The 12,875-nt window shown below is 68.0% G+C and carries 18 protein-coding genes; all 18 read left to right on the plus strand.

Features of this window, described 5'->3' with window-relative positions; all coding sequences use genetic code 11:
• Positions 1-15: 15 nt before the first annotated feature.
• The 18 genes from rplF (at position 16) to rplM (ending at position 12,832) form a co-directional block, all read left to right on the plus strand.
• Positions 16-555 (plus strand): 50S ribosomal protein L6, encoded by a 540-nt coding sequence (gene rplF / locus CRP52_RS18970; protein ID WP_097237490.1) that lies wholly within the window; start codon positions 16-18, stop codon positions 553-555.
• Positions 556-558: 3 nt separating this feature from the next.
• The gene (gene rplR / locus CRP52_RS18975) at positions 559-942 is read left to right on the plus strand and encodes a 50S ribosomal protein L18 (protein WP_030280785.1); all 384 of its coding nucleotides are present in this window, start codon (positions 559-561) and stop codon (positions 940-942) included.
• Positions 943-990: 48 nt separating this feature from the next.
• Complete coding sequence (gene rpsE / locus CRP52_RS18980; RefSeq protein ID WP_030055834.1) at positions 991-1,614, plus strand: 30S ribosomal protein S5; 624 nt, start codon at positions 991-993, stop codon at positions 1,612-1,614.
• Complete coding sequence (gene rpmD / locus CRP52_RS18985; protein ID WP_030055835.1) at positions 1,614-1,796, plus strand: 50S ribosomal protein L30; 183 nt, start codon at positions 1,614-1,616, stop codon at positions 1,794-1,796. The genes rpsE and rpmD overlap by 1 nt, the downstream gene beginning before the upstream one ends.
• A 2-nt stretch (positions 1,797-1,798) precedes the next feature.
• A complete protein-coding gene (gene rplO, locus CRP52_RS18990) occupies positions 1,799-2,251 on the plus strand; it encodes a 50S ribosomal protein L15 (protein ID WP_255752515.1) in 453 nt (150 codons plus the stop codon).
• A gap of 308 nt (positions 2,252-2,559) precedes the next feature.
• Positions 2,560-3,870, plus strand: coding sequence for a preprotein translocase subunit SecY (gene secY, locus CRP52_RS18995; RefSeq protein ID WP_030055837.1), 1,311 nt, complete (start codon positions 2,560-2,562; stop codon positions 3,868-3,870).
• Complete coding sequence (locus CRP52_RS19000) at positions 3,870-4,523, plus strand: adenylate kinase (RefSeq protein WP_097237492.1); 654 nt, start codon at positions 3,870-3,872, stop codon at positions 4,521-4,523. Before secY ends, CRP52_RS19000 begins: the two co-directional genes overlap by 1 nt.
• A gap of 116 nt (positions 4,524-4,639) precedes the next feature.
• Positions 4,640-5,479 (plus strand): type I methionyl aminopeptidase, encoded by an 840-nt coding sequence (map, locus tag CRP52_RS19005; protein ID WP_097237493.1) that lies wholly within the window; start codon positions 4,640-4,642, stop codon positions 5,477-5,479.
• 110 nt (positions 5,480-5,589) lie between these two features.
• Positions 5,590-6,015 carry a large conductance mechanosensitive channel protein MscL gene (gene mscL / locus CRP52_RS19010; protein ID WP_097237494.1) on the plus strand — a complete coding sequence of 142 codons (426 nt, stop codon included), beginning with the start codon at positions 5,590-5,592 and terminating at the stop codon, positions 6,013-6,015.
• A 181-nt stretch (positions 6,016-6,196) separates the two neighbouring features.
• Positions 6,197-6,418 (plus strand): translation initiation factor IF-1, encoded by a 222-nt coding sequence (gene infA, locus CRP52_RS19015; RefSeq protein WP_003956442.1) that lies wholly within the window; start codon positions 6,197-6,199, stop codon positions 6,416-6,418.
• 33 nt (positions 6,419-6,451) lie between these two features.
• Positions 6,452-6,565: a 50S ribosomal protein L36 gene (gene rpmJ / locus CRP52_RS19020; RefSeq protein WP_003956441.1), complete on the plus strand. Its 114-nt coding sequence runs from the start codon at positions 6,452-6,454 to the stop codon at positions 6,563-6,565.
• Positions 6,566-6,736: 171 nt separating this feature from the next.
• Positions 6,737-7,117, plus strand: coding sequence for a 30S ribosomal protein S13 (rpsM, locus tag CRP52_RS19025; RefSeq protein WP_097237495.1), 381 nt, complete (start codon positions 6,737-6,739; stop codon positions 7,115-7,117).
• Positions 7,118-7,189: 72 nt separating this feature from the next.
• Positions 7,190-7,597, plus strand: a complete 408-nt coding sequence (rpsK, locus tag CRP52_RS19030; RefSeq protein WP_014136257.1) for a 30S ribosomal protein S11 — start codon at positions 7,190-7,192, stop codon at positions 7,595-7,597.
• Between the two features lie 147 nt (positions 7,598-7,744).
• Positions 7,745-8,767, plus strand: a complete 1,023-nt coding sequence (locus tag CRP52_RS19035) for a DNA-directed RNA polymerase subunit alpha (RefSeq protein ID WP_030055844.1) — start codon at positions 7,745-7,747, stop codon at positions 8,765-8,767.
• Positions 8,768-8,893: 126 nt separating this feature from the next.
• Entirely contained in the window at positions 8,894-9,373 is a 480-nt protein-coding gene (gene rplQ / locus CRP52_RS19040; RefSeq protein ID WP_097237496.1) for a 50S ribosomal protein L17, read from the plus strand.
• A 90-nt stretch (positions 9,374-9,463) separates the two neighbouring features.
• Positions 9,464-10,381, plus strand: coding sequence for a tRNA pseudouridine(38-40) synthase TruA (gene truA, locus CRP52_RS19045; RefSeq protein WP_257032626.1), 918 nt, complete (start codon positions 9,464-9,466; stop codon positions 10,379-10,381).
• 116 nt (positions 10,382-10,497) lie between these two features.
• The gene (locus tag CRP52_RS19050) at positions 10,498-12,156 is read left to right on the plus strand and encodes an ABC-F family ATP-binding cassette domain-containing protein (RefSeq protein WP_097237498.1); all 1,659 of its coding nucleotides are present in this window, start codon (positions 10,498-10,500) and stop codon (positions 12,154-12,156) included.
• Between the two features lie 232 nt (positions 12,157-12,388).
• Entirely contained in the window at positions 12,389-12,832 is a 444-nt protein-coding gene (rplM, locus tag CRP52_RS19055; RefSeq protein ID WP_030055846.1) for a 50S ribosomal protein L13, read from the plus strand.
• Positions 12,833-12,875: the final 43 nt, after the last annotated feature.

Raw genomic sequence — 12,875 nt, forward strand, 5'->3', positions numbered from 1 at the left:
AACGGAGGTACAGCAATGTCGCGCATTGGACGGCTGCCCATCCAGGTCCCCGCTGGCGTGGACGTCACCATCGATGGCCAGGCGGTCTCGGTGAAGGGCCCGAAGGGCACCCTCACCCACGTCGTCGCCGCGCCGATCGAGATCGGTAAGGGCGAGGACGGCACGCTGCTCGTCACCCGCCCCAACGACGAGCGTCTGTCGAAGGCCCTGCACGGTCTTTCCCGCACGCTGGTGGCGAACATGATCACCGGCGTGACCGCGGGCTACCGCAAGTCGCTGGAGATCAGCGGTGTCGGCTACCGAGTTCTGGCGAAGGGCTCCGACATGGAGTTCCAGCTGGGCTACAGCCACCCGATCCTCGTCGAGGCGCCCGAGGGCATCTCCTTCGTCGTCGAGTCGGCCACCAAGTTCCACGTGGACGGCATCGACAAGCAGAAGGTCGGCGAGGTCGCCGCGAAGATCCGCAAGCTGCGCAAGCCCGACCCGTACAAGGCCAAGGGCGTCAAGTACGCGGGCGAGGTCATCCGCCGCAAGGTCGGAAAGAGTGGTAAGTAAGCGATGAGCGTCTCTGTCAAGATCGGCAAGGGCAACGCCTACAAGAGCGCCGCTCGCAAGCGCCGCGCGATCCGCGTTCGCAAGCGCGTCGTCGGCACCGAGGTGCGTCCGCGCCTCGTCGTGACGCGCTCGAACCGTCACATGGTCGCCCAGGTCATCGACGACGCCAAGGGTCACACCCTGGCGTCGGCGTCCACCCTCGACGTGTCCATCAAGGGCGCCGAGGGCGACAAGACCGAGCTGGCCAAGAAGGTCGGGAGCCTGGTCGCCGAGCGCGCCAAGGCCGCCGGCATCGAGTCGGTCGTCTTCGACCGCGCGGGCAACCGGTACGCCGGCCGCATCGCCGCCCTGGCGGACGCGGCTCGCGAGGCCGGGCTCGACTTCTAAGCCGCTCGTCGACTCTGTCGACGGACGTAAACGAGAGAGGTAATTCCAATGGCTGGACCCCAGCGCCGCGGTAGCGGCGCCGGCGGTGGCACCGGCGGTGGCGAGCGGCGCGACCGTAAGCGTGACGACCGGGGCAACGCCCCCGCCGTCGAGAAGACCGCTTACGTCGAGCGCGTCGTCGCGATCAACCGTGTCGCCAAGGTTGTCAAGGGTGGTCGTCGTTTCAGCTTCACCGCGCTGGTCGTGGTGGGCGACGGTGACGGCACCGTGGGTGTCGGTTACGGGAAGGCGAAGGAGGTTCCGGCCGCCATCGCCAAGGGTGTTGAGGAGGCCAAGAAGAACTTCTTCAAGGTTCCCCGTATCCAGGGCACCATCCCGCACCCGATCCAGGGTGAGAAGGCCGCCGGCGTCGTGCTGCTGAAGCCCGCCGCCCCCGGTACCGGTGTTATCGCCGGTGGTCCGGTGCGCGCCGTCCTGGAGTGCGCCGGCATTCACGACATCCTGTCGAAGTCGCTCGGCTCGGACAACGCGATCAACATCGTGCACGCCACCGTGGCTGCTCTGAAGGGCCTCGTGCGCCCCGAGGAGATCGCCGCCCGTCGTGGTCTGCCGCTGGAGGACGTGGCCCCCGCTGCTCTGCTGCGGGCGCGTGCTGCTGGGGTGAGCGCCTGATGGCTCGCCTGAAGATCACGCAGACCAAGTCGTACATCGGCAGCAAGCAGAACCACCGTGACACCCTGCGTTCGCTTGGTCTCAAGCGCATGCACGACGTCGTGGTGAAGGAGGACCGTCCCGAGATCCGCGGGATGGCCCACACGGTCCGTCACCTGGTGACGGTTGAGGAGGTGGACTGATCATGGGCGACAACCCGATCAAGATCCACAACCTGCGTCCCGCCCCGGGTGCCAAGACCGACAAGATCCGTGTGGGTCGTGGTGAGGGTTCCAAGGGTAAGACCGCCGGTCGTGGTACCAAGGGCACCAAGGCCCGCTACCAGGTTCCGCAGCGCTTCGAGGGTGGCCAGATGCCGCTCCACATGCGCCTGCCGAAGCTGAAGGGCTTCAAGAACCCGTTCAAGATCACGTTCCAGGTCGTCAACCTCGACAAGCTGGCCGAGCTCTACCCGCAGGGTGGCGAGGTCACGGTCGAGGACCTGGTCGCGAAGGGCGCGGTTCGCAAGAACTCCCTCGTCAAGGTGCTCGGCACCGGCGAGATCTCGGTCGCGCTGCAGGTGACGGTCGACGCCGTCTCCGGCTCCGCCGCCGAGAAGATCACCGCCGCCGGCGGTACGGTCACCGAGCTCGTCTGAGCCCGCTGATTCAGCCGTGAGCCCCGCACCTCCTTCGGGAGGTGCGGGGCTCACGCCTTTTCCCGTCCTTTTCCCGCGGCGGGGCCCTCGTTCTTTTGTGTGGCAAACCCGGGCATCCCGTACCCCGTGAGTGGGGGAGGGACGGTGCGCGCTTCTTCCGAGTGGCTGCGCACTGTTAGAGTCCGTGGAGTTCCCTTGTAGGCTGCGCGTAGGCTCGCCTGTGCCGTCTGTACGGGAGCCCGAACCGCAAACTCCCCATTCAGGACCGACCCTCCCGCCGACGACGCGCGGGAGGCGCAGGAGGCACCGTGCTCAGTGCGTTCGCGCGGGCGTTCCAGACGCCCGACCTGCGCAAGAAGCTGCTGTTCACGCTGGGCATCATGGTGCTGTTCCGCCTGGGCTCGCACATTCCGATGCCGGGCGTGAGCTTCACGGCCGTGAACGAGTGCGTGAAGGAGACCAAGAACAGTGGCCTCTTCGGGCTCGTCAACCTGTTCAGCGGCGGCGCGCTTCTCCAGCTGACGATCTTCGCCCTCGGCATCATGCCGTACATCACGGCGAGCATCATCCTCCAGCTCCTCACCGTCGTGATCCCGCGACTGGAGATGCTGAAGAAGGAGGGGCAGGCCGGCCAGGCCAAGATCACCCAGTACACCCGTTACCTGACCATCGCGCTCGCCGTGCTCCAGGGCACCGGCATCGTGGCGACGGCCTCCAGCGGTGCGCTGTTCTCCGGCTGCCCGCTGGCCAACCAGATCGTCCCGGACACCAGCGTGTTCCGGATCGCCGTCATGGTCCTCACGATGACCGCCGGCACGACGGTCATCATGTGGCTGGGTGAGCTCATCACCGACCGCGGCATCGGCAACGGCATGTCGCTGCTGATCTTCACCTCGATCGCGGCGCAGTTCCCGTCCTCGATGTGGGCGATCAAGACCTCCGGCACCATCGGCGGCGGCTGGGTCGAGTTCCTTTCCGTGGTCGCGGTCGGCGTCATCGTCGTGATGCTGGTCATCTTCGTGGAGCAGGCCCAGCGCCGGATCCCGGTCCAGTACGCGAAGCGGATGATCGGCCGCCGGGCGTTCGGCGGCACCTCGACCTACATCCCGCTCAAGGTGAACCAGGCCGGTGTCATCCCGGTCATCTTCGCTTCGTCGCTGCTGTACATCCCGGCCCTGGTGGTCCAGCTGACCAACAGCCAGGCGGGCTGGGCCACCTGGATCCGGACGAACTTCGTCAAGGGTGACCACCCGATCTACATGGCCACCTACTTCCTGCTGATCGTCTTCTTCGCCTTCTTCTACGTGGCCATCTCCTTCAACCCCGAAGAAGTTGCCGACAATATGAAGAAGTATGGTGGCTTCATCCCGGGCATCCGGGCCGGCCGCCCGACGGCCGAGTACCTGAACTACGTGCTGACCCGGATCACGTGGCCGGGTTCGCTTTACCTGGGCCTGATCGCGTTGATCCCGATGATCGCCCTGGTCGCCTTCGGACAGCAGACCAACTTCCCGTTCGGCGGCACCAGCGTCCTCATCGTCGTCGGCGTCGGACTCGAAACTGTGAAGCAGATCGAGAGCCAGCTCCAGCAGCGCAATTACGAAGGGTTCCTCCGCTGATGCGTATCGTCCTCGTCGGACCTCCCGGGGCCGGGAAGGGTACACAGGCGCACCTGCTCGCCAAGACCCTGTCCATCCCCCACATCTCCACCGGCGACCTCTTCCGTGCCAACATCGGCCAGGGCACCCCGCTGGGGCTCGAGGCCAAGGGCTACATGGACGCGGGCCGGCTGGTGCCGGACGAGGTCACCATCGGGATGGCCAAGGACCGCATGCTCCAGGAGGACGCCGCCGACGGCTTCCTGCTCGACGGCTTCCCGCGCAACCTCGGCCAGGCCGAGGCGCTGGACGTCTTCCTCGCCGAGCAGGGCATCAAGCTGGACGGCGTCCTGGACCTGGAGGTCCCCGAGGACGAGGTCGTGAAGCGGATCGCGGGCCGTCGCCTGTGCCGCAACAACGGCAGCCACGTGTTCCACGTCGCGTACAACCCGCCGAAGGTCGAGGGCGTCTGCGACGAGTGCGGCGGAGAGCTCTACCAGCGCTCGGACGACACCGAGGACGCGGTGCGCACCCGCCTGGAGGTCTACCACACGGAGACCGAGCCGATCATCGGCTACTACAAGGAGCAGGGGCTCCTGGTGACCATCCCGGCCCTCGGCAAGGTGGAAGAGGTCACCTCCCGCGCGATCGAGGCGCTGAAGCAGGACAGCTGAGTCTCTCGGCGAACGTACGACGGTACGGCCGGGTCGCCCGCCCAGCGGGTGGCCCGGCCGTTTCGGCGTCGTACGGTGGTAGGCAGTGGTAATCCGGACTTGGAAGGCGTGACCAGATGGTGGAGATCAAGACCCCCGAGCAGATCGCGAAGATGCGAGCGGCCGGGCTGGTCGTCGCCGAGGCCCTCAAGGCCTGCCGCGAGGCGGTCGCTCCGGGGGTGACCACCCAGGAGCTCAACGACGTCGCGGACAAGGTCATCACCGAGCACGGCGCCACCTCGAACTTCCGCGCCCACCACGGCGGCCTGTGGTTCCCGGGTGTGATCTGCGCCTCGGTGAACAACGAGGTCGTGCACGGCATCCCGGGCGACCGGGTGCTGCAGGAGGGCGACATCATCTCGATCGACTGCGGCGCCATCCTGGACGGCTGGCACGGCGACGCGGCGATCACCGTGGCGGTCGGCGAGGTCCGCCCCGAGGTCGAGATGCTGAGCCGGGTGACCGAGGGCTCGATGTGGGCCGGCATCGCCCAGATGAAGAAGAACAACCGCCTGGTCGACGTCTCCAAGGCGATCGAGGGCTTCATTCGGCGCCAGCCGCTGCCCCCGAAGGGCAAGTGGGGCATCACCGAGGGCTACGGCGGCCACGGCATCGGCACCGCGATGCACATGGAGCCGCACGTGCTGAACTACGTGGAGCGCGGCCGCGGCAAGGGGCCGAAGCTCGTCCCCGGCACCGTGCTGGCGATCGAGCCGATGGTCTCGCTGGGCACCCCGCACACCACCGTGCTGGAGGACGACTGGACGGTCGTCACCAACGACGGCACCTGGGCTTCGCACTGGGAGCACTCGGTGGCCGTCACCGAGCAGGGCCCGCTGGTGCTGACCGCCTTCGACGGCGGCAAGGCCGAACTGGCGAAGCTGGGCATCACCGCAGCTCCGGACCCGCTCGCGTAGTCCTGACGCCGCGTCAGAAGCCCTGGAGGTTTGGACCTCCAGGGCTTTTGTCCTATTTTTATCGGCTGGCAGTGGTCCGCAACGGCTTACGAGCGAGCAGGAGACAGCACGTGCTCAAGGGATTCCGCGACTTCATGATGCGCGGCAACGTCGTCGACATGGCGGTCGGTGTGGTGATCGGCGCCGCCTTCACCGGCGTGGTGACGGGCTTCGTGTCCGCCTTCCTCACCCCGCTCGTCGGCGTGGTGGTCGGCGCGGCCGGCGACTTCAGCTCGTACAAGGCGACGGTGGCGGGTGTCACGTTCCCGTACGGGCAGTTCCTCAACGTGCTGATCGCCTTCGTGATGACGGCCGCGGTGCTCTACTTCTGCGTCGTCCTGCCGGTGACCAAGGCCACCGCGCGGTACCTGCCCAAGAAGCCGAAGGCCCCGAAGCGCCCCTGCCCCGAGTGCCTGACCGAGATCCCGGAGGAGGCGCGCCGCTGCTCGGCCTGCACCTCGCACGTCGAGCCGCTCCGGGTCATGTCCCCGCGCTGACCCGTTCCGACCCGACCCAACCCCGGTTTTGGCGCATCCCTCGCGCTGGCGTAGGATGGACCGTCGGCTCACTCGTAGCGTGCTTCAGCACGCCCTCTTCCCTCTGTGGACGGGGTGAACCCAGGTTCGCACGAGCGTTCCGCATACGGTAGCCGGTCCCGGAAGGTGGATCTCGCAGTTCATGGCTAAGAAGCAAGGCGCCATTGAGATCGAGGGCACCGTGATCGAGTCTCTTCCGAACGCGATGTTCAAGGTCGAGCTGCAGAACGGTCACAAGGTCCTCGCGCACATCAGTGGCAAGATGCGCATGCACTACATCCGCATCCTGCCGGACGACCGGGTTGTCGTGGAGCTCAGCCCCTACGACCTCACGCGCGGCCGGATCGTCTACCGCTACAAGTAAGAACGTCAGATCTAGACCCGGAGAACCTGAAACATGAAGGTCAAGCCGAGCGTCAAGAAGATCTGCGACAAGTGCAAGGTGATCCGCCGTCACGGCCGGGTCATGGTGATCTGCGACAACCTGCGCCACAAGCAGCGCCAGGGCTGATCTCTCCCCAGCATTTCTCGTAGTACTTCGCGCGACGCGAAAACGTCATGAGCGGGCTACCCGATCCGTCCCGGACGGACTGCCGCCCCCGGTCAGAGGCCGGGGCTCCCTCACCGTGAGGTGTCGGAGTAGGTAGCACGCAAGACCTCTGAAGAAACACAGGAGCCTTGAATGGCACGCCTCGCCGGCGTTGATCTCCCCCGTGAGAAGCGGATCGAGATCGCCCTCACCTACGTGTACGGCATCGGCCGTACCCGCGCCCAGCAGACCCTCGCCGAGACCGGCGTCAACCCGGATGTCCGCGTTCGCGACATCTCCGAGGAAGACCTGGTCAAGCTGAGCCAGTACATCGACGCCAACTACACGGTCGAGGGTGACCTCCGCCGTGAGGTGGCCGCCGACATCCGCCGCAAGGTCGAGATCGGCTGCTACGAGGGTCTGCGTCACCGCCGTGGCCTGCCGGTCCGCGGCCAGCGCACCCACACCAACGCGCGTACCCGCAAGGGCCCGCGTCGCGCGATCGCCGGCAAGAAGAAGCCGGGCAAGAAGTAGTCCGTCCCGTAACCGGACATCCCTCCGGCCCGCGGGTCAGCGGACCGACCACCTCAGTAGGAGAACAGACTTATGCCCCCCAAGGGTCGTCAGGCTGCCGGCGCGAAGAAGATCCGCCGCAAGGAAAAGAAGAACGTCGCTCACGGCCACGCGCACATCAAGAGCACGTTCAACAACACCATCGTTTCGATCACCGACCCCTCGGGCAACGTGATCTCCTGGGCCTCCGCCGGCCACGTCGGCTTCAAGGGCTCGCGCAAGTCCACCCCGTTCGCCGCGCAGATGGCCGCCGAGGCCGCTGCCCGTCGCGCGCAGGAGCACGGCATGCGCAAGGTCGACGTCTTCGTGAAGGGTCCGGGCTCCGGCCGCGAGACCGCGATCCGTTCGCTCCAGGCCACCGGCCTGGAGGTCGGCTCGATCCAGGACGTCACCCCCACCCCGCACAACGGCTGCCGTCCGCCGAAGCGCCGCCGCGTCTGACGCAGCGCCTTCGGGCACGCTGGGTTCTGCTTTAAACCACGTACGGGGTCCTGCGCAGTTGATTCGGTCACTGTTTGCGGGACCCCGTACGCTTGGTCCTGTCGGCATCAAATAGTGGGTGCCGAAGACAACTGGAGGAACACCCCCATGCTTATCGCTCAGCGTCCCTCGCTGACCGAAGAGGTCGTCGACGAGTTCCGCTCGCGGTTCGTGATCGAGCCGCTGGAGCCGGGCTTCGGCTACACCCTCGGCAACTCCCTGCGCCGCACGCTGCTGTCCTCGATCCCGGGTGCCGCTGTCACCAGCATCCGCATCGACGGCGTCCTGCACGAGTTCACCACCGTGCCGGGCGTCAAGGAGGACGTGACCGACCTCATCCTCAACATCAAGCAGCTGGTCGTCTCCTCGGAGCACGACGAGCCGGTCGTGATGTACCTGCGCAAGCAGGGCCCGGGTGTCGTCACCGCCGCCGACATCGCCCCGCCGGCGGGTGTCGAGGTGCACAACCCCGAGCTGGTCCTGGCCACCCTGAACGGCAAGGGCAAGCTGGAGATGGAGCTGACCGTCGAGCGCGGTCGCGGCTACGTCTCCGCCGTCCAGAACAAGGCCTCCGGCCAGGAGATCGGCCGCATCCCGGTCGACTCGATCTACAGCCCCGTGCTGAAGGTCACCTACAAGGTCGAGGCCACCCGTGTCGAGCAGCGGACCGACTTCGACAAGCTGATCGTCGACGTCGAGACCAAGCCCGCCATGCGTCCGCGCGACGCCATGGCCTCGGCCGGCAAGACCCTGGTGGAGCTGTTCGGCCTCGCCCGCGAGCTGAACATCGACGCCGAGGGCATCGACATGGGCCCGTCCCCGACGGACGCCGCCCTGGCCGCCGACCTGGCGCTGCCGATCGAGGAGCTGGAGCTCACGGTCCGCTCCTACAACTGCCTCAAGCGCGAGGGCATCCACACCGTGGGTGAGCTCGTCGCCCGCTCCGAGGCCGACCTGCTCGACATCCGCAACTTCGGTGCGAAGTCGATCGACGAGGTCAAGGCGAAGCTGGCCGGCATGGGCCTGGCCCTCAAGGACAGCCCGCCCGGGTTCGACCCGACCGCGGCCGCCGACGCCTTCGGCGCCGACGACCTGGACGACGCGGGTTACGCCGAGACCGAGCAGTACTGAGAGACTTGACCGCGGGGGCGGTTCTCCGGAACCGCCTCCGCTGTCGTGAAAGTCGTGCGGGCACAGTGCCCGTACGCCCGCTGCGGTACCTGATACGGCCGTAGTCGGAGATTCGAGGAGTAATCCATGCCGCGTCCCACCAAGGGTGCCCGCCTCGGCGGCGGCCCGCACCACGAGCCGCTGCTGCTCGCCGGTCTGTGCCGGGAGCTGTTCCAGTACGGCCGCATCACCACGACCGAGGCCAAGGCCCGTCGGATGCGCCCGCTGGCGGAGAAGCTGATCACCAAGGCGAAGAAGGGCGACATCCACAACCGTCGCCTGGTGCGCAAGACCATCACCGACGTGTCGGTGCTGCACACCCTCTTCACCGAGATCGCGCCGCGCTACGAGAACCGCCCGGGTGGCTACACCCGCATCACCAAGATCGGTCCCCGTCGTGGCGACAACGCCCCGATGGCCGTGATCGAGCTGGTCGAGGCGCTGACCGTCGCGCAGACCGCCGTCGGCGAGGCCGAGGCCGCCACCAAGCGTGCCGTCAAGGAGGCCGACGAGGCCGCTGCTGTCGAGACCAAGGCCGACGAGGCCGAGGCCGCCGAGCAGGCCTGACACCTCTAGGTGTTCCGCGGGCCCGCTCTCCCAGCGATGGGGGAGCGGGCCCGTTCCTTGTCTTCGAGGACCCCCGGGAGAAGAGAAGCAGTGGTCAACGATTGCGCCGAGCAGCCGCCGGTGAAGGACGGCCCGGCCGACGGGTACGTCCGGGTCCGGCTCGACCTCGCCTACCAGGGCGCCGAGTTCTCCGGCTGGGCCCGCCAGAAGGGCGGCCGCCGGACGGTCCAGGAGGAGATCGAGACCGCGCTGCAGGTCGTCACCCGCAGTCCGGAGCTGTTCCCGCTGACCGTGGCCGGCCGCACCGACGCCGGGGTGCACGCCCGCGGACAGGTCGCGCACGTCGACCTGCCGGCCGAGCTGTGGGAGGCGCACCGGGAGAAGCTGCTGCGCCGACTGGCCGGCCGGCTGCCCGGGGACGTCCGGATCTACCGGGTCGGCGAGGCACCGGCCGGGTTCGACGCCCGCTTCTCGGCGATCTGGCGCCGGTACGCCTACCGGGTCGCCGACCATCCGGGCGGGGTGGACCCGCTGCTGCGCGGCCACGTGCTCTGGCACGACCGCCCGCTGGACGTCGACCGGATGAACGCCGCCGCGAAGCTGCTGCTCGGCGAGCACGACTTCGCCGCGTACTGCAAGAAGCGCGAGGGCGCCACCACCATCCGCACCCTGCTGGAGCTGCACTGGGACCGCGTCCCGGTGGACTCCTACGCCGCCCAGGAGGGCTCGCTCGCGGTCGCCACCGTCCGGGCCGACGCCTTCTGCCACAACATGGTCCGAGCGCTGGTCGGCGCGATGCTGCTGGTCGGCGACGGGCACCGGCCGGTGGAGTTCCCCGGCGAGGTGTTGGCCGGCGGAGTGCGCAACTCCGCGGTCAACGTGATCCGGCCGTACGGGCTCACGCTGGAGGAGGTCGGCTACCCGCCGGACGACCAGCTGGCCGAGCGCAACCGCCAGGCGCGGCGGATGCGCACCCTGCCGGGGCAGCCGCCCGTCGCCGGCGTGTAGGCGCCGCTCGTTCCACCGCCTGTTTCGCCGCGCATCCCGCCGCGTGTTTCCTCGCGCAGGGCGGTCGTCGGGTAATCCGTTTTGGCCGGGCGCGTCCGCTTGGGACAATCGTCCGCATGGGACACGTCGAGATTTCGCACCTTGAGTACTACCTGCCGGACGGGCGGGTGCTGTTCGACGACGCGTCCTTCCGGGTCGGCGAGGGCGCTGCCGTCGCCCTGGTCGGCGCGAACGGCGCCGGCAAGACCACCCTGCTGCGGATGATCGCGGGGGACATCCAGCCGCACGGCGGCTCGGTGACGATCAGCGGCGGTCTCGGTGTGATGCGCCAGTTCGTCGGCACCACCGGCCGCGAGGACCAGCGGGACACGCCGGGCGCGCTGCCCGCCGACGCCTCCGTACGGGACCTGCTCGTCTCCGTCGCCCCCGCGCGGATCGCCACGGCGGCCCGCGCGGTGGACGCCGCCGAGCTGGCGATGATCGCCCAGGACGACGAGAAGACGCAGATGGCGTACGCCCAGGCGCTCTCCGACTGGGCCGACGTCGGCGGCTACGACTACGAGACCGACTGGGACGTCTGCACCATGGCGGCCCTCGGCATGCCCTTCGACAAGGCCCAGTGGCGCGGCCTGAACACGCTCTCCGGCGGCGAGCAGAAGCGGCTCGTGCTGGAGGCGCTGCTGCGCGGCCCCGAGGAGGTGCTGCTGCTGGACGAGCCGGACAACTACCTGGACGTCCCGGCGAAGCGCTGGCTGGAGGAGGCCATCAAGGCCACCTCGAAGACCGTGCTGTACATCTCGCACGACCGCGAACTGCTCTCGAAGACCGCCGACAAGATCATCTCGGTCGAGTCCGGCGCGGCCGGCAGCAGCGTCTGGGTGCACGGCGGCGGCTTCGACTCCTTCCACGAGGCCCGCAAGGACCGCTTCGCCCGCTTCGAGGAGCTGGGCCGGCGCTGGGACGAGGAGCACGCCAAGCTCAAGAAGCTGGTCGTCACGCTGCGCCAGGCCGCCTCCGTCAGCCACGCGCTCGCCACCCGCTACGCCGCCGCCCAGACCCGGCTGAAGAAGTTCGAGGAGGCCGGCCGCCCGGAGGAGCCCCCGCGCGAGCAGAACATCACCATGCGGCTCAAGGGCGGGCGCACCGGCGTGCGCTCCTTCACCCTGGAGCAGCTGGAGCTCACCGGCCTGATGCAGCCCTTCGACCTGGAGGTCTTCTACGGCGAGCGGGTCGCGGTGCTGGGCGCCAACGGCGCCGGAAAGTCGCATCTGCTGCGGCTGCTGGCCGGCGACGAGACCGTGGCGCACACCGGGAACTGGAAGCTCGGCGCCAGGGTCGTCCCCGGCCACTTCCGGCAGACCCACGCGCACCCCGAGCTGTTCGGCCGTACCGTCCGCTCGATCGTCGAGGAGGAGCACGCGCTCAGTCGCGGCGCCGCGATGGGCGCACTGCGCCGGTACGAGCTGGACCGCCAGGAGGAGCAGAAGTTCGAGTCGCTGTCCGGCGGGCAGCAGGCCCGGCTGATGATCCTCAAGCTCGAACTCTCCGGTGTGACGGCCCTGTTGCTCGACGAGCCGACCGACAACCTGGACCTGGAGAGCGCCGAGGCGCTGCAGGCCGGGCTGGAGGCCTTCGAGGGCACCGTGCTGTGCGTCACCCACGACCGCTGGTTCGCCAGGACCTTCGACCGCTTCCTGGTGTTCGGTGCCGACGGCCGGGTGTACGAGTCGGCGGAGCCGGTGTGGGACGTCACCCGGGTGGACCGCGAACGCTGAGTGACGGCCCGGGGGGTCCACGGCGATTTTTGACCCCTTCGGGCCGGGCCGGTAACCTGGACGCTTGATGTGCGTATTGGCTCGCTCTATCTCACGTGAGAGGTCGGTACGCCGGAGACATCAGGTCGACGACCAGCGGTCCCCCTTGAATTGCGTCCAAGGGTGATCAGGCTGCTCTTCCGTCCGGGTGCTCCTGTCAGGACTCACTCACTGAAAAGCGAAGGCTACGACCGTGCGTACGTACAGCCCCAAGCCCGGCGACGTCCAGCGTCAGTGGCACGTCATCGACGCGACCGACGTCGTGCTCGGCCGCCTGGCCTCCCAGGCCGCCAACCTCCTCCGGGGCAAGCACAAGGCGATCTACGCGCCGCACGTTGACACTGGTGACTTCGTCATCATCATCAACGCCGACAAGGTGCACCTGTCCGGTAACAAGAAGACCCAGAAGCTGGCCTACCGCCACTCGGGCTTCCCGGGCGGTCTGCGGTCGGTGCGCTACGACGACCTGCTGGCGAACAACCCGGAGAAGGCCGTCGAGAAGGCCATCAAGGGCATGATCCCCAAGAACAGCCTGGGCCGTCAGATGCTCTCGAAGCTGAAGGTCTACTCGGGCGACCAGCACCCGCACGCTGCCCAGCAGCCGGTGCCGTTCGAGATCACCCAGGTCGCGCAGTAATTCGGCCACCAAGCCCCCCAACACTGAAAAGAGCTGAGGAACA

It is taken from the genome of Streptomyces sp. 1331.2 (genome assembly GCF_900199205.1).
GTDB lineage: Bacteria > Actinomycetota > Actinomycetes > Streptomycetales > Streptomycetaceae > Kitasatospora.